Below are 21,025 nucleotides of genomic sequence, written 5' to 3'. Positions count from 1 at the left end.
GGTTGGGCGAGACAGACCTGCGGGCATGGAGCCCGGCGCGAACAGGTTAGTGCAGGCCCATGCTACCCGTGATCGTGTAGACCATAAAGACGATAAACGCGATGAGGGCGAGCACGATGATGATTTTTTGAGCTGGAGCCATGCCGGGGATCTCATTCTCGCCCGTAGGCTCCTTGGAGGTAACCATGCGCTGGGCAAAGGTCATCTCGTCACGGCTCGGTTTGGGCTCGACGGGCTTGGGGTGAGCGGCCTTTTTAGGCTGAGGTTTGGGTGCGGTGGGCGCGGGCTTCGCGGCGGCGGGCTTGGGTGCGGGCGCAGGTGCCGGTACGGCTGTGCCCTTCGCAGCGGCCTCCTCGGCCTCCTTGCGCTCGGCACGCAGGGCGGCCAGCTCCTCACGCTCGCGGCGTGCCTCTTCCTGGGCCTCGCGACGAGCCTTCTCGGCGCGGAGCTCTTCCAACTCGGCACGCTCCTCGGCAGACAGTGGTTGGGACTCAAGCTCGGCCATGGTATAGCCCTTTCTTTTAAAAAAGCCGCCGACACAATGTCAGCGGCTTATCAAATCCAAGGGTGGAGACGAAGGGAGTCGAACCCTCGGCCTCTGCCATGCGACGGCAGCGCTCTCCCAACTGAGCTACGTCCCCAAGACAAGTTGATATTTTACCTACGGCTCGCCAACTGTCAACGCCCAATACCCAGTCTTTTTGGGACGGAGCTGTTTTGGCTACCTTTCCTGTTTTGGCTACCTTTCGTATGTCCGAGCCACCCGATGATTTTTCTGGGACGGGGATTAAAAAATCATCATGTACCGGATGATTTTTTAATCCCCGTCCCAGAAAAATCATCGGCGAACGCGCTACTTTGCGCTGGTGAGGACGCCGGTGGTGTCAAACGCCGGGGTAAAGCTCTCGTCTACCGCGCCGCCCTCTTGCCAGAACATCGTCGTAAAGCCCAGATCATCGGCATGATCGAGCACCTGCTCGTACTCCTCGCGCGTCACGGCGCGTGCCAGGTCGCCGCCTTGCTCGCGCATGAGCGCATTGGGCGTGTACTGGTTCATGACCGAGATCGGCACATCGCCCACCGTCTGCCACACCAGGTCCAGAACGCGGCACGAATCGTCCGCATGTCCCGGCAGCACCAGATGACGCACGATCATGCCGCGCTTCATGAGCCCGTCCTCGTCTACCAGCTCTCCCCCGCGGCGCTCGATCTCGCGCGCCATTTGCGCCAGGCCTGACACAGCCACACGTGGGTAGTCCTTTATATGAGAGAGCGACTGCGCAAGCGCCGCATCAGCATATTTAAAGTCGGTAAGCCACACATCAACCAGGTCACCCAGGGCAGCCACGGCACTCGCGCGCTCATAACCACTCGTGTTGTAGACGATCGGGATGTCCAACCCACGCTCCCGTGCCGCGGCAATCGCGGCAGGCAGCAGGTGAGCATAATGCGTCGCAGTCACCAAGTTGATATTGTTGGCGCCCTGGTCCTGCAGCTCCAACATAATCTCGACCAAGCGCTCGATCGTAATCTCAAGACCGAAATTGCCCGTCGAGATCTCGTGGTTTTGACAGTAGACGCATTTGAGCGAACAGCCGCTAAAGAAAATCGTGCCCGAGCCGGCCTCGCCCGAAATGGGCGGCTCCTCCCACATATGGAGCGCCGCGCGGGCGACCTTAAGCGTGTCGTCGGCGCCGCATACGCCGTGCGCGCCCTCGTCGCGTGCCGCGCCGCAACGGCGTGGACACAAATGGCAGGCGGGCGAAAAAAGTTCGGTCAACGACGTCGGCATAAAAACATGCTCCAAAACAATGATTCAGCAGCTCAAACGTTAAGGCCCGGACCGCACAGGCGGCTCCGTCCCTAAGCCGCCGTAATCGTCCGACACGATTTTTGTAATGTCAAGACTGGAATCAACAAAGTGCCGCTTTATGATGTAAGTATTCCGCCCCCCGCGGAGCAACTGGGTGAACCGTCGCGTTTATTTAGGGAGCCCACACAGTCGTACTTAGTACAGGTATCCTTCGTTGTTAAGGACGCTGGAACAGTCGATGAGGGCACCCACCTGTTTTAGGTGGGTTCATTTTCGTAACGTGGGGGGTGGTTTTCTTTTGCCGATTTTGCCAATAATTGCCATCGCAGATCCCATATGACACCCAACGGCACTTGGCAGAACCCCCGCTAACATCCCAATATCTGGTAAGCACGTGATTATCGCCCCATGCAATTCCTTACACCCCCCTTGGTCGAGTATCATGGGTCAGCTATACCCTTTGCGGCATGGCATCTTTTGACCTTTTCCTTCGACGCTTGGCGGTTTTCGATTCATGGCTTCCTCCACGAGCTTCATACCGTACTTATGCGTGGCGGTCGCGGCTTTTGTCACGACCTTTCTCACGGTACCCCTGGTCAAGCGCCTGGCAATCAAGCTCGACGCCGTCGACTATCCCTCAAAGCGCCGCATTAACACCAAACCCATCCCGCGCATGGGCGGCACCGCGGTCTTTTTGGGCCTCGTCGTCGCCTGTATTGTGCAGATCATGGGCACCTGGTATCTGGGCTGGCCACCCGTTTTGGTGCCGCACCCGCGCCTGCACATCAGCTACCCCGTGCTGGCACTCTCCTTTACCGTGATCTTTGCGACCGGCGCGATCGATGATGTCTTCCAGCTCAAGCCCAAGCAAAAATTGGCCGGCCAGGTGCTTGCTGCGCTCATCGCCTGCATGGGCGGCCTGCGGATCGGCGTCATCGTCAACCCGTTTGCCCCTGGCGAGATTATGCTCGGCTGGCTTGCCTACCCCATCACCGTGATCTACTTAGTGGCGTTCACCAATATCATCAACCTCATCGACGGCCTCGACGGTCTGGCCACGGGCATTTGCGGCATCGCATCGTTCACCATGTTCACGATGGCCATGCTTTCGGGCCGTATCGACGCCGCCGCGCTCTCGATCGCGCTCTTTGGCTCGTGCGTGGCTTTTCTGCATTACAACTTCAACCCCGCGAGCATCTTCTTGGGCGACTCGGGGTCGCTGCTGTTGGGCTTCGCTTTGGGATCCATCTCGCTACTCAACGTGAGCCGCACCGCCGCGCTCACCTCACTCATCATCCCGCTCATCGTGGCAGGCGTACCCATCATCGACACGTTCAGCGCCATCGTGCGCCGCAAGCGGGCCCACATTAGCATCGGACAGGCCGACAAGGGCCACATCCACCACCGCCTGATCCAAGAGGGCTACAACCAAAAGCAGGCCGTGCTGCTCATCTACGCCTGGTGCATCATGCTTTCGGCCGGCGCTGCCACGATCAATCAGGTCGAGGTGCCCACGCGCGTGCTCATCTTTGTCGTGCTCGCCATTGGCTCGGCCGCCTTCGCCAAGCACCTGCACCTGTTTGAGCCCGTCCTGCGCCACCATTACAATAAGCGCACGCACGAGGACGAGCTGGTAACCCCCGACGACCCCGCCTTTAAACAGGAGGAGCAGGCAGCCGAGGAGCGCAAGGATGAGCGCCACCACAGGCGCTAGGTTTATTGCCGAGGAAGTGACTCATTGCTGCTGGCTGCTCGCGACCGCGTCGTGAGCGCCGCATAGCCCTCGCCCTACCGGCACCTCACCCACTTACGCCCCACCCCTTTCAATAACGCGTTATCATTTTGACCAATACGCATACGTTAGGAGCAATCATGCCAAACGAGAACAGCTACGAAGTCGCGCTGCAAACGAGCAACGCCATTCGCGAGGGCCTGGCAAAGACGCCCGAGAAGTTCACCATGCTCACCGGCGACCGCCCGACCGGACGCTTGCACCTGGGTCATTACTTCGGCACCCTCAAGGGCCGTGTTGAGCTGCAGAACATGGGTGCCAAGACCAATGTGCTCATCGCCGACTACCAGGTCATCACCGACCGCGACACCACCGAGCATATCCAGGACAACGTGTACAACATGGTCATGGACTACCTTGCCTGCGGCATCGACCCCGACAAGACCATGATCTACGCGCACTCCGCCGTGCCCGCCGCAAACCAGCTTATGCTGCCGTTCCTGTCGCTGGTGTCCGAGGCCGAGCTGGCGCGCAACCCCACGGTCAAGGCCGAGATGGAGGCCTCGGGCCACGAGCTCACGGGCCTTCTGCTCACCTACCCGGTGCATCAGGCCTGCGACATCCTGTTCTGCAAGGGCAACGTGGTGCCCGTCGGTCGCGACCAGCTGCCGCATATCGAGCTCACCCGCACCATCGCCCGCCGCTTTAACAACCGCTATGGCAAGGTGTTCCCTGAGGTCGACGCGCTGCTGTCCGAGACCCCGCTGCTGCCGGGCCTGGACGGTCGTAAGATGAGCAAGAGCTACGGCAACGCCATCAATATCTCGATGACCGCCGAGGAGACGGCCAAGCGCATCAAGAAAAGCCAGACCGACTCCGAGCGCATGATCACGTTTGATCCCGAAAACCGCCCCGGCGTGTCCGGCCTGCTTTCCACGGCTGCCATCTGCACCGGTCGCTCCGAGGTCGAGATTGCCGAGGAGATTGGCATGGGCGGCTCCGGCCAGCTCAAGAAGTACGTGACCGAGGCCGTCAACGAGTACTTCGCCCCGATCCGTGAGCGTCGCCAGCGCTACGAGAACGACCTGAATTACGTCAAAGACGTACTGCACGAGGGCAATCGCCGCGCCAACGAGATCGCCGAGCAGACCCTGGCCGAGGTTCAGGACGCCATGGGTATGGTGTACTAGGCAAAGCGCTTTCGCACAACATAGACGGTAAGATTAGAATTCTCCCCGAAACAGGAACAGGCCCGCTGGCAGTTAGTTGCCAGCGGGCCTGTTCCCGAAGTACACCGTTGAATCGCACAGAGGGGAGGAATGCGAATCAAACTCAACAGGGCAGGCTTTTTCATCGCCTATTGCCTGCTCCGTTGCTGAATACAATATAGTTCACCGTGGTTTACTTTCTGGCGAGAATATACGCCACCACATCGTCTCCATAAGTTAACCCCGGTAAACCTACTAAAAAGGGACAGGTTTATTTTGGCAGGTTTTATCTGGGGAAATGACACCAGTGCCGGCGTTCGCCACAAATGACGGGCACCTTTTTGGTGGTTTTGGCGCGAGCAAGCCGCTAAAGCCCGGCAGGCCAACGACAGGCGGCCAGGTCGACGTGCATGGGGTCGGTAAACGTCACGCCCTCCCCCAGCAGAAGCTCACGCTGAGCATCGGGGCCGCCAAACGCAAATCCCTCGCAAATGCGGCCGTCGGCAAACACCACGCGATGACAGGGAATTTGGCCAGGGCGTGGGTTGCTATGCAGCGCATAGCCCACATAGCGTGCACTCCTTGGACGACCGGCAAGCAGCGCCACCTGACCATACGTGGCGACCATCCCCTCGGGAATCTGCTCGACCACCTCGTACACCCGCTCAAAAAAGCCCTCAGACGCCATCGCCTACCCCTTTCCGCCCGCAACAGCATAAAGCAAATGATCCCTCGGCGACGGCGGGGTTGCAGATCATTTGTGGCCTCTGTGCGACCGATGGTCTGCAACCCCGCCGTCGCCGAGGGATCACACGGCATGGCAGGCAGCGTTTGCCCAGATAAAACCTGCCAAAATAAACCTGTCCCTTTTTGGCAGGTAAGTTAGTTGGCGGGCTGGAAGAAGGCTACGGCTACGGCGCCGGGGCCTACGTGGGTGCCGATGGTGGCGCCGATGATGTGGACGGGCAGCTCACCCTCGGTGTGGCCGGCCCACAGCGCCGCACTATCCTCGATATACTTCTTGAGCACCGCATCCGAAAGGCCCGTATAGCCGAGCGCCAGCGGCATGGAAAAGTCGACGCCGCCCGCCTGCTCGACCTTCTGGTTCAACAGGTTTCGACCGTTTTTGGAACCGCGCGCCTTGCCCAACTGCACGATCAGACCGTCCTCGACAGCCACCACAGGCTTCACGTTGAGCAGCGTACCCACGGCGCCGGCCACGGCAGACAGACGACCGCCGCGCACCAGGTACTCCAGCGTCTCGAGCAGGCCGATAACCACCACGCGGTCGCGGACGGCCTCGACCGCAGCCGCGATCTGGGCTGCACTGCGGCCCTCGTCCACCAAGCGCAGCGCATACTCGACCAGCACGCGCTCGCCCAGGGTGACGTTGTTGCTATCCACCACATACACGTCGCCGCCCGGCGCCTCGGCAAGTGCCGTACGAGCACTCTGGTTGGTGCCCGAAAGCTTGGCGCCCACGGTAATAATCACGGCCTCGTCGCCGGCCTCACGTGCTTCGGCAATCGCCTGTGAAAAGGCGTACGGGTTGACCTGACCGGTCTTGGGCAGCTCGTCACGCTCCACGAGCATCTCGTAAAAGCGCTGGTGATCGATGTCGACGCCATCCATGTACACATCGGTGCCAAAGGTGACGGACAGCGACAGAACACACAGAGCGGGATGCTCCGCCGGAGACATATCACTGGCGGAATCGGTAATAATGCGGACGGACATAGCGAATCCTTTCTTGCGCAGGTCTCGCGCAGGGAATTTTGACAACAAGATCCCAGCACGGCGTGCGCGCTCAAACGGGACGATGCAGTTGTTGGCTGAAAGCTAGCGCCTACGCGGCTCTACATCTCGCGCAGGGTGTTGAGAATCGTGCGAAGCGACGCATACATCTGCTCGCGCTGCTCCACGCCCATGGCCTTGCCGGTGGCATCGAGCACATCGCGAATGATGCGATCGGCCTCGCTCATGCTCTCGCCGCCCAGGGCGGTCAGGCGCACCGGGGCACGGTACTTGACGGCCGCATCACCCGAGTCGTCGACCTCGACGTAGCCGCCCTCCTCCAGATGCGCCAGTGTGCGCGAAACGGCGGCACGGGTAACACCGGCCATGCGGGCGAGGTCGGCGCCAGTCAGGCCGTCCTTGCTGCGCTCAAGATAGTACAGGCACATGACATCGGAGCCCTTAAGGCCAAGCCTTGCACCTTCGGACGTCTTGATGCGCTGAATCTCCTTGTAGAGGCCGCTGATCAGTCCGACAAAGTCCTCAAAACGTGTCTCGTCGTTCTGCTGCATGGTGACGACCGCCTTTCGCTTACATGATGCTAACGGGTGAACATCTTAGCCGCACTAGGCAACACGCATACCCAAATATCCCATTTGTTAACCCATTAACATAAAAACCACCACAAAGGAGACAGTACACCTTTGTGGTGGTTTTGGGCCGAGTTACAGCTCCACGCGCGGGTTATCGCGGGTCACAAGTGTCTTAACCAGAACGGTGGCACCCAGATACCGCTCGAGCAGCTCGGCCAAGCGATCGATCGCGGCCTGGCAATCCCCCATCCGCTCGGGCTCTACACACTCAATCGCCAGGAACGCATCGGCCGAATCGTCGGACAGCGCCGTGCGAACGCAATCGCGCCAGTTCCAGCAACGACACACGGCGCCCACATCATCGATATAGGCAAGCTCACCGGGCAGTGTCGGATCATCCGCCTCCTCGCCAAGCGGCAAGAACGCATCGCCGCCGTCGGTCACCGCCAGGCGCAGATTGCCCTCAATAGCACGCAAATCCTCACCGCCAACGGGCAGCGCATAAGTCAACGAAATCGTGTTGTAGATATCCACCGCCGGCGTGATGTGGCCGACCGGCTTGCCTTTGAGCACGCGCTTGAGCAGGTTCTCAACTGAGCAACGCGCGCCCTTCTTGGTCTTGAACAGGCGATACGCCTCGCGCCATGCCTTAACCGGCGCATTCTCGCTGATGGTATCACTCGTCAGGTGACGCTCCGCATCGATATTGGCGCGGTCGAGCAACGCGGCAATCGCGTCCACGTCCTCCTGGGAAATCTGCGCCGCGGGCTTCATGCCCTTTACGACCACAACGCCGATAGCTGCCTGCGGAAACAGCTCCCAAAACGAATCCTCGGCAACGAAACTCTTCATACGTGCTCCCTTTCTAGCATGCGCCCGAGCCCGGGCGCCCAAACAAAAAGCGCCCTTACGACGGCCACCTTCAAAGTCCTACGGTGCCGCCACAAGAGCGCTTACGCTGCCCCCATCCGGAGAAGGGGACGATATGTCAGATATATTGTAACCCGAGTCATCCGCGCAAGCAAAACCACCGTAAAGATGCCTGCCCCCTTTATGGTGGTTTTGGGTCCAAGGCGAAGCTAGTGGCGGAGCCCCAGCAGGCCGCGACCGCGATGACGGGCCTCGGCGGGCACCTGGGCGTGCGGACCGGCGGCCTTGACGGACTCGGGCAGGTGCGAGTACTTCTTCTCGAAGTTCTCCTCGAACATCACTGCCAGGTTGTGCGCTGCCTCGTCGTAGCGCGCGGTGCTCTGCCAGTACTGTCGCGGCACCAGAATGCCGTCGGGCACGCCATGGCACGTGGTGGGAATGTCGACGTTAAAGATGTCGTCGTGCACGAACTCGCTCTCTTCGATGGTGCCGTCGAGGGCGCGAGCGACCAGTGAGCGCGTATAGGCCAGCTCGATGCGATGACCCACGCCGTAGCCGCCACCAATCCAGCCGGTGTTGACCAGGTAGACGTGCGTGCGGCCGTCGGCGATGCGCTCGCCGAGCATCTTAGCGTAGACCATGGGGTCGAGCGGCATAAACGGCTCGCCAAACAGCGAGGAAAACGTGGGCGTGGGCTCGGTGACGCCGACCTCCGTGCCGGGGATCTTGGCCGTAAAGCCCGTCACAAAGTGGTACATGGCGGCATCGGCCGTCAGGCGTGAGATGGGCGGCAACACGCCAAAGGCGTCACAGGTCAGGAACAGCACGACGCTCGGAGTGGTGCCCATGCCCTTGGTCCACGCGTTGGGAATGTGCTCCACAGGGTAGGCCACGCGCGTGTTGTGCGTGATCGAGACGTCGTCGTAGTTGGGCTTGCGGCTCTCGTCGAGCACCACGTTTTCGCAGATGGCGCCAAAGCGGACGGCGTTGAAGATCTCGGGCTCGTGGAACGCGTCCAGGCCCTCACACTTGGCGTAGCAGCCGCCCTCGATGTTGAAGATCCCCATGTCGGACCAACCGTGCTCGTCGTCGCCGATCAGCAGGCGCGTGGGGTTGGCCGAAAGCGTAGTCTTGCCGGTGCCGGACAGGCCAAAGAACACGGCGGTCTCATGCGTGACGGGGTCCATACTGGCCGAGCAATGCATGGGCAGCACGTCGTCCTCGACGGGCAGCAGGTAATTCATAACGCTGAAGATGGACTTTTTAATCTCGCCGGAGTAGCCGGTGCCAGCGACCAGAATCACGCGCTCCTGGAAATTGATAACCACCGCGGCGCTGGAGTTGAGGCCCTTGGTGGCAGGATCGCACTGATAGCCGGGTGCGGCAAGGACGCAAAAGTCCGGCTCGCCGGTGCGTGCGATTTCGCGGGCAAGCGGGCGGGCGAGCATCTGCTTAATAAAGAGCGCCTGGCTGGCACGCTCGCAGGCGACAAGCAGGCGACGCGTATGGTTGCGGTCGGCACCGGCCATACCGCGCGTGACGAACACGTCGCGCTCATTGAGATAGTCGACGATGCCGGCCTTGATGGCCTCGTAGCTCTCGGCAGAAAGCGAGCGGTTGACGGCACCCCAGGCAATCTTGTCGTGCACGTCGGGCGTATCGACGATAAAGCGGTCGTTGGGCGATCGGCCAGTGCGCTCTCCCGTCTCGATCACCAGCGCGCCGTTGGAGGCCATGCGGCCTTCATTGCGGCGGATGGCATGCTCGACGAGCTCCGCGGCGGGTAGATCGACCAGCAGACGAGGCTGATTCTCGGCGGGATCTTCAACGAGCGTAATACCAAAGTTGGACAGAACTTCTGCAGGGGTAACGCCAGGCATGGGGCCTCCTTTAAAAGTGCGTCACGTGGAAGCGACGCGCACTTTACTCACGTAAAGCCCGTTGTACCCGATATGCAAAAACGTTTTTGCGGCAACGGCAAGGCGCCCGCTCAACGGTCAAAAATCGCACGCAAGCGGCCTAGTCATTGGGGACGTTCTTAAACGACTAGTCGTTGGGGCACTCTTGAACAGGCAACATTCAAGGAGCGTCCCCAGATGCCGGCACTTAGGGACGTTCCTAAAGTGCCGGCACATAAGGAACGTCCCTAAGTGCCTACTACTGAATGGCGCCGCCGAAATTATTGAACAACCTGTTCAAAAATACGAATCGATACCACCGTGGCTATACTAGAGCGCAGTAAGAGAAAGGACTCCGCCTTGAGCATCACGCCCCTCGATAGCATCCGCCGCGCCATCGCCCGCCGCAACGGCGTCACCGACCCCACCGTATCGGGCGGGGCGCACGGGCAAGGCGGACGCATCGAGAACGGCCTGTTCCCCGCCTCCCACACGGCCGAAGAGCTCGCGCACATCCAGGAGCTGAGCCAGCGCAACGCCGGCGGCCCCGACAGCAGCCAGGCCACGCGCCATCGCCGCGGGCGCAATCGCCAACCCGGCCCCATCCACCGCATGGTCAATGCCTGGTGGAACCGCCTACTCGGTGCTGTCTACGGCGGCGGCTTCTCCACGCAAGAAGCCGAGTACGAAGATCACGCCACCCGTCGCGACTACCTCTGGAATACCCTGGGCACCGCCGTATGGGGCATGGCGTTTCCGCTGCTCACCATTGTGTCGACGCAGCTCGTAGGCGCCGAGGAGGCCGGTAAATTCTCCATCGCCTTTGTCACCGGCACGCTCATCATGATCGCATGCAACTACGGCGTACGCAATTTCCAGGTCTCGGACATCGACGAAAAAACCTCCTTCGCCTCCTACCAGCTCAACCGCTGGCTCTGCGGAGCGCTCGCCCTAGGCTGCGGCCTCATGTACAGCAGCGCCCGCGGCTATGACGCGCAGATGGCGATGATCGGCCTGGGCGTCTACCTGTATAAGGTGATCGACGGCGTCGCCGACGTGTACGAGGGCCGCCTGCAGCAGGCCGACAAACTCTATTTGGCCGGCATGAGCCAAACGCTGCGTTCCGCCGGTGTCATCGCAATCTTTAGCGTGGCACTGTTCCTCACGCGCAGCATGCCCATCGCGGCCATGGCCATGGGTGTCACCGCCATCGCCTCGCTCGTGCTGGTCACCGCGCCGCTCGCCCTGCTCGAGACCGAAAAATCGCGCCGCGTGAGCCTGCGCGAGGTCGGTCACCTGTTTGTCCAGTGCGCCCCGCTTTTTGGTGCTCTGTTCCTGTTCAACCTTATCGAGAGCATGCCCAAGTTTGTGATGGAGGGCACGCTGGCCTATAAGTATCAGCTGTACTTTAATGCCCTGTTCTTTCCGGCGCAGGCTATTTTGCTGAGCATCGGATTTATCTATAAACCGCAGCTCCTGCGTCTGTCGAGCATTTGGGCGAATCCGCGTAAGCGTCGCCGCTTTGACTTGATTATTACTGCCGTTATGGCGCTGATCGTGGCCATCACCGGCGTGTGCGCCGCATTTATGGCAGGCCCAGGCATTCCCCTCATGAGCTTTATGTACGGCCTCAACTTTGAGCGCTACCGCACATTGGCACTGCTAATGGTTGTCGCCGGCGGCGTCACCGCGGCAATCGACTTTATCTACGCCATTATCACGGTGTTGCGCCACGCCAGCGATGTCACCAAGATCTACCTGATCTGCTTCGCCGTAAGCGTGGTGCTGCCGGTGATCCTGATTAAGCTGCTGGGTCTGATGGGCGCTGTGGTGAGCTACCTAGCCATCATGGCCCTGCTCCTGGTGCTACTGATTATCGAGTACGCCCACATCCGCCAACGCATCGAACGCGACCGCAACCCCTACGGCGCCTAATTAGCTGCCCCCGGTCACCGGAATTAGCGATGGAATCACCCCGGCTGGAGCCTCGTTGCGGACAATATGCATCACGCAAAACTAAGTGAGTAGACTTTTGCCGAATCCCTGACCACACCGGCAAAACACAAGTCAGTGACCTGCGGTTTTGTTGAGGCAAATTTGCCGGCTGCTCGGCATTTCCAAAAAAGTCTACTCACTTAGCCAGCGGGCACCCAAAAAAGAACCGTCGCGAGGTCGTTTGACTCCGTTGCGACGGTTTTTCGAGAATTTTCGCGCTGCCGCGGGCGCTCCTCATTTCTGACCCCATTGCACCAAGGGTAGTCAAAAAAGCCCCGTCCCAAATTAGCTACCCCTTGCACCGGTTATTCGCCTGGGTTGATGTTCGCGTAAAACTCGGCCCCATCGTCTAGACGCAGGATACCTACGCGGCCAAACTCCGACCCAGTGGCGGCGGCGCAGTCGATGTCGATGCGATCGGGCACGCCGGCGGTATCCTCGCCGCCCAGGCGCACAATCTGCCCACGGCCCGACTCCTCATCAAGCCCCGCCAGCCCCCCTACCTCGCAATAACGCCCGAGCGACACCGTGGGCGTGTGACCGCTCACCACGATCGGACCCTTGCCCTCGGCAGAAAGCAACCCCGTCGGAGCATCCCAATAGCCATGGCGAATCCACAGCAAGTCATCGGAAGACTGCACGGCAAGCATTTGCTGTAGCAACTCGCTATTGGCATCGACCGCTCCCCTGCCATCGGCGCAATCGACACCATGCTCAAGCAAAAACGCACGCGCCGCCTCGGTCTCAATACCGGCATGCACCAGCAGGTACGGACGCTCGTCAGTCTCGGCCACCGCGTAAAGCGGCAGCGTCGCCATCCAACGCACGAGCTCCTCGTACACCTCAAATTCCATATCGTTGAGCTGCTGACGGGTAGTCCAACCGCCGTTGATATCCCAGGTCTCGGCATCGAGCGGATCCTGGCCAATGATGGCGTCGAGCATGATCTGCTCGTGGTTGCCCTTGAGCACGCGCGCGTTGGGCAGCGAGCGCACGAGCTTAATAACGCCAACCGGATCGGGCCCGCGATCGATCATGTCACCCAGCACGTACAGCGTATCGTCGGAAGCCAGCGAAATCTTGGACAGGGCCTCGTCAAGCGCACGCACGTGCCCGTGAGCATCAGATGTCACAAAGATCGCCATGGAACGCCTTTCCCTGCATTACGACCGAAGCCCGGAGCCGCAACTAAAACTTCAAGTTGAACTTAAACGTTACCCATTGTACTCCGTTGCAATAAAGCTGGGAAGGGTTGCATACCGTCAACGGTCGTCAGCGCGCGCCTGCCAACCCGCGCCGCTCACGCCACGCCGTCTGGCCCAGCGCCCCGACCAGCGACACTCGCTTCGCGGCCTCGTGTCGAAAATGCGCACGCCCGCAATCCAACCCCATAAACCCACCATCTTTGGGTACAAATAAACGCAGACAACTGACCGTGCCACGCCAACCACCCAGGAGCGGACACCATCCATGAACCAGATCCTTCTCTTTATCGGCCTCGTCATCATTCTGTGCCTGACCATCAAACCCGTCGGCAAAAAGCTCCCCTTCCCCACCCTGCTCATCTTTATCGCACTCGGCATGCTGCTGGGCGTCAACGGTCCGGCGCACATCGACTTTAGCGACTATGCGCTCACCGAAACCGTCTGCGGCACGGCGCTGCTGTTCATCATGTTCTACGGCGGCTTTAACACCAACATCGACCGTGCCAAGCCCATCGCTGTGCCCGCAGTGCTGCTAAGCTCGCTCGGCGTCGTCATCACCGCTGGCATCACCGGCGTGTTCGCGCACTTTGTACTGGGCTTCGACTGGATCAGCGGCCTGCTACTGGGATCGGTCGTGGCATCCACCGACGCGGCAAGCGTCTTTAGCGTGCTGCGCGAGCACAGTCTTTCGCTAAAGGGCGGCACCGACTCGCTGCTCGAGGTGGAATCGGGCTCCAACGATCCCGTCGCCTACATGCTCACCGCGGTACTCGCCACCCTCGCAGCTGGCGGCGACATCAACATTCCCATACTGCTGGCCAAGCAAATCATCCTGGGTGTGGGCCTGGGCCTTGTCATCGGCTGGACATCCAGCCGCCTGATTGAGCGCGCGCACGCAACGGCTGAGGGTGCGCAGACCATCTTTTTGTTCGCCGTGGCCATCGTCGCCTACGCGCTGCCGAGCTATCTGGGCGGCAACGGCTTTTTGGCCGTATACCTGGCAGGCATTGTGCTGGGTGCGAGCGACATCACCGGCAAGGTCGAGATGGCGCACTTCTTCGACACCCTTACCGAGATGGCCGAGATGACCATCTTCTTTTTGCTGGGCCTGCTCGTGACGCCCGCGCGCCTGCCGCAAATGCTGCTACCGGGCCTGGCGCTCATGGCGTTTATGCTCTTTGTGAGCCGTCCCATCGCCGTTGGCGTGCTGCTGGCGCCCTTTAAGACGAACCCTCGCCAGGTTGCACTCGTAAGCTGGGCGGGTCTGCGCGGCGCAGCTTCGGTCGTCTTTAGCCTCTTTGCCGTTGTGGCCGGTGTTCCCGGTGGGCACGACCTGTTTGACCTGGTCTTTGTGATTGCCGTGTCGAGCATTGTAGTGCAGGGTTCGCTGCTGCCTGCAGTGGCGAAGAAACTCGATATGATCGATGCAGAAGGCGACGTGCGCCGTACCTTTAACGATTACCGCGACGAAGACGGCATGTCGTTCGTCAAGCTCAAGGTGGGTGCGGGGCATCCGTTTGCCGGGCGCTCGCTCGCCGATATTGGCAGCGTCACGGACATGCTGGTGGTCCTGGTGCTGCGCGATGGCGCGCACCCGGTGCTGCCCAATGGCGATACCGTGATTGAGGAAGGCGACCTGCTGGTTATGGCCGCTCCAACGTTTGAAGAGCGTGCCGAGATTACGCTGCGCGAGGTCACCGTGACGCCCCACGGTCGCCTGGCCGGCCAGCGCCTGCGCGACGTTCCGCAAGGTAAGCACCCGTTTATCGTGGTGATGCTCAAGCGCGACGGCCAAACGATCATCCCCGACGGCAATACCCTCATATACGCCGGCGACGAAGCCGTCATCGCCACGCTGGCGTCGTAGCCATCCCCACCCATAAGTTGCGGTGAAATAGGGATTGAATAGGCCTTCTACCGGCCCAAACGGTCCCTATTTCACCGCAACTTATTTTGGGGATGGGGTTGAAGTTCAATCGCGGCTACCAGCCTTCGTCCGCGCCGTAGTCGTCATCATCGTCATCGACGGCAAAGTCTCGGAGGTCGAGGCCTTCGCGTTCGGCTCGGGCTAGGAGATCTTGGGGCGACTCATCCTCGATATCCACTACGTCGAGCATGGCAGCCGGAAAGCCCACGCCCGCCGCGCTCCCCGCACGATCGAGCAGACTCTCGCGCAGCTGACCGACATCAACTTCGATCTTCATGATGCAGCCTCCCTATTCAGCCCCTACTTACCATTCACGACCCAGATAAACATGGAAGTGCAGCGTCTGAAGAACACGCTCTTCGCCGCTATCCGCGTTTTTCAGGCAAAGTGCATACTCCGCGCGTTCATCAAGTTCAACGGTTGGACGCACCGTCAGCATTACCTTAAAGCGGCGCGCCCTCGCATCGACTTCAGTCAAATCGGCTACGATTCTTGCAATGTCGGTTACAGGGTTTCCGCTGCGATCGACAACAAACACTTCATAGTTCGCAGGAAGAATCTTGCCAACCACCACCTCATCTTGCAGAAATTCCAGGAAGAAAGACGTATTCGAGATGGATTCAAGTTGCGTAACGAGGGACAAGCCAACGGGGCTCGATGCGACAAAGCCACGCGTTCCGGCGCGCTTATTGCTAAAGGTCAAAACCGGCACACACATCTCCTGCAATGAGATGCCGCCATGGACAAAGTTCTCGCCTCCGCCGGGACGTCGCAAACGCACGCATTCACGTGGCGAAAAGCCCACGAGGCTACCAGCAGATGCGGGTAGAGCAACCTTAAGCAGCGTATCGGACTCAGAATCGCTCGAGGCAACAGCCCAGCGGCGTCCAGCCTCAATGACGTCATCCGCCACGTCCGCAACACTCGTATGATCATATTCGGCAAGCGGCTCTGCGGTATACAGAAACCCATGATCTGCCGTAATGACGATTCGAGACGACATAAACTCACGCACGATGAGCTTGACCAGCACCGATAACTCGTCAATTGTTTCATCGCAGGCATGAAACGCCCTGCGCTCGGTTGCGGCCTTGTCACCAATGGCATCAATGAGATCGTGATAGATATAGACAACGTTCGCGTCTCCCACGGCTTTCTTGCGTTCGGCACGGTCCATCTCGCCGACAAAACGGTCATAGCGAACCGCAACAGCGCCCTCATAATGCTTGCCAATCACCTTTTGGCGAGATTCGATGGTATCGACGCGCCCCCCGTCAACAAGCACGCCAAAGCCCGATCCTCCCTCTCCGCATGCCTCGTAACGCATCGTTCCATGAGGCAACAAGGCAGCCATACCGCATCTGGTTATCGAAGGAAACACGCCTTGCACGGCGCCAAGCTCGCACCGACCCTTTGTCTCGCGCTCAAGACGCTCTGCGAGCTCTGCAGCAACCTCATAGCGCAAAGCATCAGATACGATGACCCAAATACGCTTTCCGCGGCGATTCGCAGGCTCAACGTAGCTCAGATCAAAATCAACCTGACGCGGAATACCTTTCACATATCCCTGCAAGCCCAATGCGTCGCCCGACGCGCTTGCCCAACGGCGAGAGAGCTCCTTAAGAAACCAGCCTTTATACAAAGCTTCCATCGACTCAAAGCAGGCGCGGAAGTCTTCATCGAGCTCGTACTCCCCCGCTCTAAAGGCACCGGCGAACTCTGTCACCAGCTCACGGTACCAAGCGTCCATGCGATAGAAATCGCTGGCATAAGAACCCCAAAGGGCCAAAGCCCCCATGCCCGCAAAACCCTCTACATGGTCGCGATAAAAACGCTGCATATGAGCTGCAGCCGAAACGCCGCGATAATAGCAGGCAAGTTCCTCATACCAGAGCGATCCGCGACGAGAGACGACGACCGACAAAACCTCATCAGCAGCATCCACAGACAGACGTACCCGCTCAAACAGCATGCGCAGAATGGCAGCATCGATGCAGGGAAAGACGTCGGCTCCGGCAATACAGTCAAGACCAACGTCAGCGAGTATCTTTCCAAGCTCAAGCTCACGCTCTACCGCCGTTGTCATACTCAACAGCAATAGACGATTACCGCCACGAACCCAATGATCAACGCAAGCGCGGCAGAACGCGGCGTGAACAGCCTGGGAAGAGAAGCGTCCCGACAGCGCGTCCAGACATCCACCCGTCACCGACCGTGAGCAGGCGGTGAGCAACACGTGGACCAGCAACTCGGGAACACGAGATAGCTCGAGCGCGTTCCCCTCAAAACCACACCAATGACGAATGAGATCGCAGAAATAGCCATTCATCTCATATTCAGCAAGTAGGACAACCACCTGATCAGCATTGCCCTCGTGCAGGAGTGCCAAATAGCCTGATACGATTGCCGCGGGATCGAGCGCGCTGACACCCAAGCAGGTAGCCAAAATGCCAAGTTCAAGCTCATCGACGGTCTCAACAGCGACTTCTCTCGATGAATGTAGCAACTTGTTGAGCTTTATAACGTTGCGGCGCTTGGCAAAAAAAGCTTTATGGGATTCAAGCGCCGCGCGCATCTCATACGAATCAACTGCGCCGATCTCGCGTAGCTGCACAGAAACATAGTCGGCGGCAAACGGGACGCAACGCGCTTCAACATCCGCCAGCCAATCGCCAGACGGCTCCCCTACGCAGCGACGATATATAAGCACCTTACGTCCGCCCAAGTCACCATTGAGCTTACGCTTGATAGCAAACCGACCACCCTCGCGATCAACGAGAACGCTGACGCCCGGCAACTCCAAATCTGCAAGCATATCCTCAAATTCACCGGACGGATCATGCCATACAACAATGGCGCCCCCGCAATCGGCGTCCTGACCTGCAAACAAATGCAGCAGCTCGGATGTAATATCTGCAAGCTTCATGGCAAACTCTCAAAACTAGTCATCAAACAAACCGGCGAAAATAGCATCCAAATCCTCTTGAGAGGTAGGCTGCGTCTCGAGTATTTCGGAATCAATACACCTGAGCATGGTGTTCTCTTTTTCGCGCAGGCGAGTATATATTTCCTCGTCAAGCGACCATGGATCGGGTTTTCCAAGGTCGTAATCTTCCGAAAGGTAGTAGTACCTTGTCTGCTGATCTTGCGGCAGGCCCAAACGGTGGATTCGATCGCGGGACTGCAGCAAATGAACCAGATTAAAGCTGTACTCGTAGTACACGGCATCGTGACAAATCGAATGCAGCGAGACAGACTCGGCAAGCGTATGAGGATTGGTAATGAGTACGGGAAACTTGCCAGCCCTAAAGTCATCCAGGTCTGCCGAACGACAGACAAGGTCATTCTGGCCGTTAATCGTACGCGCCTCAATCCCCATACCAGCCAGACCGCGCTGAAGATCGGACATGCTCTTGATGAAAATGCACCAGACGATAACCGAGCGCCCCTGTGCCACCAAGTCGCCAATCAGAGAGCAGCAACGAGCACGTTTGCTCGATGCCCCGGCAGATCGAATCATGCCCACAATCTTATCGGAGTAGTCGACGGCATCGACCTCGCCGGTCTCCTCGTCTTCTTCGATAATCCAACGATAGTCTTCGGGATTAAGCGTTTCGAGCAGGTCGATCGGATCGTTTTCCATCTGCAGCACACGCAGCATCAAGGTCAGCTTGTTGCGACGGTAACGGTTTTTAATAACGCCGAGCAGTAGATTCGTACGCTCGCCAGACGACACCTTGATAAGCTCGTCGGGCTCAGCCCTCGGGACGCCTAGGTCATCCTTGGTCGTACGGCAATAAAACGGTTGCAGCTTGTTGTTCACGAGCTCAATGTCCGAGTCCTCGGCATTTTTGAGCTCGCTTTTCTCAAAGCCAAAAAAGTTGTCATACTCCCGCGGATACAGAATGTGCAACATATTGTAAATATCGATATATCCGTTAGGAATTGGCGTGCCCGTCAGGGCAAACGTATAGGGAGCACTCTTGGAAACCACGAGAGCCGCGTTAGCTTGCTTTCCGCCAACGCGCTTAACGCGATGGATTTCGTCGAACACCAAAAGCGTACGATCTCCAGCAACCTTACTGAGTTCCTCGGCAACGCCAATAGCCGCCTCGTAATTCACAAGCAGCAAATTGCAACCGCCCACACGAGTGCGAATATAGCTCAGACGGTCAAACTTACCAAGCTTTCGGTAAGCATTGTCTTGCGTCGTAAACAAGCTGAGCGGCCGTTTATCACCAAAGCACAGTCTCCACTCCGTCGCCCAGGAATCAAATGCGTTTTTTGGGCACACGACCATAATGCGATCGACCATGCTGCGGGCCGCCAAAAAGGCAAATGCACCCAGCACGGTCGCCGTTTTACCTGACCCCGGCACCGAGAAGTTGCCTGCACGTCCCATCGTTGCCAAGAAAAACGCGTCGCGCATCTGACGATCCTTTAGCGGACGCACCATGGCGGTATCGACGACCTCCGAGAACTCTGCGAGATGGGCATCGTGCTTGTGATCACCGCGTTTGATCTCATTCCCCAAACGCGAACGCTGCTCGGCAAGCTCGCGAATCTGCGCAAAGCTGTCCTGTAGGTCGTCATCGACCGATAGCGCCACACCAAGACGGCCAGCAACCTTCGAAAGCTTGCCAACAATCTTTTCGAACTCCGTATAGTTGCCGATCTCTTCGAGCAAAATGTGGCCCTGGACTACACACCTAACGTATGCCCTGCAGGTCATCTTAAAGCGAGCATTGCGACGCAGAGAGTCGGCATCGAGAGACTCGGGATCAAGATAGATTTGTCCGCCTCGCTGATATAAACGCATTGCTTAGCCTTCTAGATTTTTTTGGACGGCATCGAGAACTTCCTGGGCTTTCTCAAGAAGAGACTGCAGCCCATCCTGCATATTGGCGAGTTGTTCGGGCTCCAGTTTGTGCAGTATTTCCACGTCAACTTCGCCAACATTCGAGAGTGCGTTGCGGACGGCACGCACTTGTCCGTTTTTGATGTTACGATTGCCGGCCTTCGTGCGGGCAACGGTTCTAGACGCCTTCATCCCCTCTTTCAAACGCGTGTCAGAGCCAAACGTATCGCGAAGATATTCCGTAGTGACAACCACGCCGTCAGGCTTTTCCTCAAGCCTTTCCAAAACCTCAACGGTATAATCCAGCTGCTCTTCGCGCAGCTTGTCGTCAGCAATCAAATTATCGATAAACTCGCGCACCTCACGCGTGCGGTCACCGAGCGTCTGATACAACAAATTTGCAAACACGGCATTTTTAATCTCTTCTCGATCGTCCTTGTTCTTGACCTTACCAAGCCTGGTCGTAAGCGACTCGATAGGGCCTTGCAACTTAAGGTCCTGGGCAATATGAAATGCGCCGGGAGCCTCGCAGAACTCAAGAAAATCTTTCAACATATCGATTTGAGCGAGACTGTTCTTCATTTCGCTCTGCTTCATATTGGCATGCTTGGCATATTCTTCTGCCGTCATACGCCCTTCATTGACCCACCTATCGATATCAACCAGACGAGAGATGGCATCATATTCCTGTTTGGTGTCCTCGCCCAGCTGAATCTCGAGCTCAAGGCCCTTAATAGCATTTTCGTCATAGGTATCGGGAAACACACAGCAGCGCAGCATGCGAAGGGTGTTCTCGGCAGCAGACAACTTACGCAAGCAGGTAAAACGACGGTTACCGTCAATGACAACGCCGTTGGTCAAAATGATCGCAGATTGTTGTTGGCCCTTGTTTTTAATATCCAACATAGTCGTCTTAAGATGCTTGGGATTATCCGCCTCGACCATGCCCGCAATGAGGTTATCGAGCTCCGTTTGATCCTGAGGTAGGCCCTTGGGATGCTCTGCCTGATAGCGCGAAATGAAGGTAGCAATTCGTCCATTCTGCACATTGAAATGCAACTTATCGACGCGTACCTCGTAAATTGGACAATCCTGGTTCTGACCGTTAATAAACTTGCGCTCGCTATTGTCGGTTTTGCGAACCCAGCCCTCAGCAATACCCGTGTTGATGAACTTTTCCATTTCCATTGTC

Annotated in this window: 16 protein-coding genes and 1 tRNA gene; 4 read left to right on the top strand and 13 right to left on the bottom strand. The window is 58.4% G+C overall.

Annotation, left to right across the window (positions count from 1 at the left end; all coding sequences use genetic code 11):
- Positions 1–46: 46 nt before the first annotated feature.
- The 3 genes from SFLMC1_RS10980 to SFLMC1_RS10970 form a co-directional block, all read right to left on the bottom strand.
- Positions 47–505, bottom strand: a complete 459-nt coding sequence (locus SFLMC1_RS10980; protein WP_152073711.1) for a hypothetical protein — start codon at positions 503–505, stop codon at positions 47–49.
- A 63-nt stretch (positions 506–568) separates the two neighbouring features.
- Positions 569–641, bottom strand: a tRNA-Ala gene (locus SFLMC1_RS10975).
- Between the two features lie 212 nt (positions 642–853).
- The gene (locus SFLMC1_RS10970; RefSeq protein WP_152073710.1) at positions 854–1,792 is read right to left on the bottom strand and encodes a radical SAM protein; all 939 of its coding nucleotides are present in this window, start codon (positions 1,790–1,792) and stop codon (positions 854–856) included.
- A 535-nt stretch (positions 1,793–2,327) separates the two neighbouring features.
- Between SFLMC1_RS10970 and SFLMC1_RS10965 the strand changes: the two genes are divergently transcribed.
- Both SFLMC1_RS10965 and trpS read left to right on the top strand, forming a co-directional pair.
- Complete coding sequence (locus tag SFLMC1_RS10965) at positions 2,328–3,527, top strand: glycosyltransferase family 4 protein (RefSeq protein ID WP_152073709.1); 1,200 nt, start codon at positions 2,328–2,330, stop codon at positions 3,525–3,527.
- Positions 3,528–3,685: 158 nt separating this feature from the next.
- Complete coding sequence (gene trpS / locus SFLMC1_RS10960; protein WP_152073708.1) at positions 3,686–4,735, top strand: tryptophan--tRNA ligase; 1,050 nt, start codon at positions 3,686–3,688, stop codon at positions 4,733–4,735.
- Positions 4,736–5,120: 385 nt separating this feature from the next.
- Here the strand turns inward: trpS and SFLMC1_RS10955 are convergent, their stop codons facing one another.
- The 5 genes from SFLMC1_RS10955 to pckA all read right to left on the bottom strand — a co-directional run bounded on the left by SFLMC1_RS10955 (position 5,121) and on the right by pckA (position 9,830).
- Entirely contained in the window at positions 5,121–5,441 is a 321-nt protein-coding gene (locus SFLMC1_RS10955) for an MGMT family protein (protein WP_152073707.1), read from the bottom strand.
- 194 nt (positions 5,442–5,635) lie between these two features.
- On the bottom strand, positions 5,636–6,490 hold the full coding sequence (locus SFLMC1_RS10950; protein WP_152073706.1) for a DegV family protein: 855 nt from the start codon (positions 6,488–6,490) through the stop codon (positions 5,636–5,638).
- 119 nt (positions 6,491–6,609) lie between these two features.
- Positions 6,610–7,059 carry a MarR family winged helix-turn-helix transcriptional regulator gene (locus SFLMC1_RS10945; RefSeq protein WP_152073705.1) on the bottom strand — a complete coding sequence of 150 codons (450 nt, stop codon included), beginning with the start codon at positions 7,057–7,059 and terminating at the stop codon, positions 6,610–6,612.
- 153 nt (positions 7,060–7,212) lie between these two features.
- Positions 7,213–7,932 carry a B3/4 domain-containing protein gene (locus tag SFLMC1_RS10940; protein WP_152073704.1) on the bottom strand — a complete coding sequence of 240 codons (720 nt, stop codon included), beginning with the start codon at positions 7,930–7,932 and terminating at the stop codon, positions 7,213–7,215.
- A 227-nt stretch (positions 7,933–8,159) separates the two neighbouring features.
- A complete protein-coding gene (pckA, locus tag SFLMC1_RS10935; protein WP_187323965.1) occupies positions 8,160–9,830 on the bottom strand; it encodes a phosphoenolpyruvate carboxykinase (ATP) in 1,671 nt (556 codons plus the stop codon).
- Between the two features lie 378 nt (positions 9,831–10,208).
- On the opposite strand from pckA, the gene SFLMC1_RS10930 reads away from it, so the two are divergent.
- Positions 10,209–11,783: a lipopolysaccharide biosynthesis protein gene (locus SFLMC1_RS10930; RefSeq protein WP_226814218.1), complete on the top strand. Its 1,575-nt coding sequence runs from the start codon at positions 10,209–10,211 to the stop codon at positions 11,781–11,783.
- Positions 11,784–12,148: 365 nt separating this feature from the next.
- On the opposite strand, the gene SFLMC1_RS10925 is transcribed toward SFLMC1_RS10930, so the two are convergent.
- Positions 12,149–12,988: a metallophosphoesterase family protein gene (locus tag SFLMC1_RS10925; protein ID WP_152073703.1), complete on the bottom strand. Its 840-nt coding sequence runs from the start codon at positions 12,986–12,988 to the stop codon at positions 12,149–12,151.
- A gap of 325 nt (positions 12,989–13,313) precedes the next feature.
- On the opposite strand from SFLMC1_RS10925, the gene SFLMC1_RS10920 reads away from it, so the two are divergent.
- Positions 13,314–14,915 carry a potassium/proton antiporter gene (locus SFLMC1_RS10920; protein WP_152073702.1) on the top strand — a complete coding sequence of 534 codons (1,602 nt, stop codon included), beginning with the start codon at positions 13,314–13,316 and terminating at the stop codon, positions 14,913–14,915.
- A 115-nt stretch (positions 14,916–15,030) separates the two neighbouring features.
- Here the strand turns inward: SFLMC1_RS10920 and SFLMC1_RS10915 are convergent, their stop codons facing one another.
- Genes SFLMC1_RS10915 through SFLMC1_RS10900 form a run of 4 tightly spaced genes read right to left on the bottom strand, consistent with a single transcriptional unit; the run spans position 15,031 to position 21,021 of the window.
- Positions 15,031–15,252 carry a hypothetical protein gene (locus SFLMC1_RS10915; RefSeq protein ID WP_152073701.1) on the bottom strand — a complete coding sequence of 74 codons (222 nt, stop codon included), beginning with the start codon at positions 15,250–15,252 and terminating at the stop codon, positions 15,031–15,033.
- Between the two features lie 27 nt (positions 15,253–15,279).
- Positions 15,280–17,901 carry a BREX-1 system phosphatase PglZ type A gene (gene pglZ / locus SFLMC1_RS10910; protein WP_152073700.1) on the bottom strand — a complete coding sequence of 874 codons (2,622 nt, stop codon included), beginning with the start codon at positions 17,899–17,901 and terminating at the stop codon, positions 15,280–15,282.
- A gap of 15 nt (positions 17,902–17,916) precedes the next feature.
- Positions 17,917–19,794, bottom strand: coding sequence for a DEAD/DEAH box helicase (locus SFLMC1_RS10905; protein WP_152073699.1), 1,878 nt, complete (start codon positions 19,792–19,794; stop codon positions 17,917–17,919).
- Positions 19,795–19,797: 3 nt separating this feature from the next.
- Complete coding sequence (locus tag SFLMC1_RS10900; RefSeq protein ID WP_152073698.1) at positions 19,798–21,021, bottom strand: hypothetical protein; 1,224 nt, start codon at positions 21,019–21,021, stop codon at positions 19,798–19,800.
- Between the last annotated feature and the right edge of the window lie 4 nt (positions 21,022–21,025).

The organism is Collinsella aerofaciens (assembly GCF_901212495.1).
GTDB classification, from domain to species: Bacteria; Actinomycetota; Coriobacteriia; order Coriobacteriales; family Coriobacteriaceae; genus Collinsella; species Collinsella aerofaciens_H.
This window is presented reverse-complemented; position numbering and strand designations above follow the sequence as displayed.